The 461-nt window shown below is 64.2% G+C and carries 1 protein-coding gene; it reads right to left on the bottom strand.

Going from position 1 to position 461, the window contains the following annotated elements; translation table 11 throughout:
- Positions 1-54 precede the first annotated feature (54 nt).
- Positions 55-461, bottom strand: a 407-nt coding sequence (gene rplQ, locus AAFM29_RS10505) for a 50S ribosomal protein L17 (RefSeq protein WP_371830735.1), incomplete at its 5' end; no start/stop codon positions are given.

Genomic DNA, 461 nt, shown 5'->3' with positions numbered 1-461 from the left:
AAAGGGCAGAACAGTTTCCCGTCCGGCCCCGCTTGTCTCGTATCGAGTATCGCCTCAGGCGTCTTCGAATTCTTCCTCGCTCACCACCGGGCCGGAGTCCTGGCCCTTGGCGTCGACATCGCGGTCGACCAGCTCGATCACTGCCATGGGGGCAGCGTCGCCAGCGCGGAAGCCCGCCTTGATGATGCGGGTATAGCCGCCGTCACGGTCGGCATAACGCTCGGCCAGAACGTCGAACAGCTTCTTCAGCTGGGTTTCGTCGCCAAGGCGGCTCATCGCCAGGCGGCGGTTCGACAGGCCGCCACGCTTCGCCAGCGTGATCAGCTTTTCGACATAGGGACGCAGTTCCTTCGCCTTGGGGGCGGTGGTCATGATCTGCTCGTGCTTCACCAGCGCGGCAGCCATGTTGCGGAACATCGCGTTGCGGTGGCCGGTCTTGCGCTGCAGCTTGCGGCCGGAAA

The organism is Erythrobacter sp. (assembly GCF_038133525.1).
In the GTDB taxonomy this organism is placed as follows: Bacteria; Pseudomonadota; Alphaproteobacteria; order Sphingomonadales; family Sphingomonadaceae; genus Qipengyuania.
Note: the sequence above shows the minus strand (reverse complement) of the source record. Positions and strands in the feature narration are given on the sequence as shown.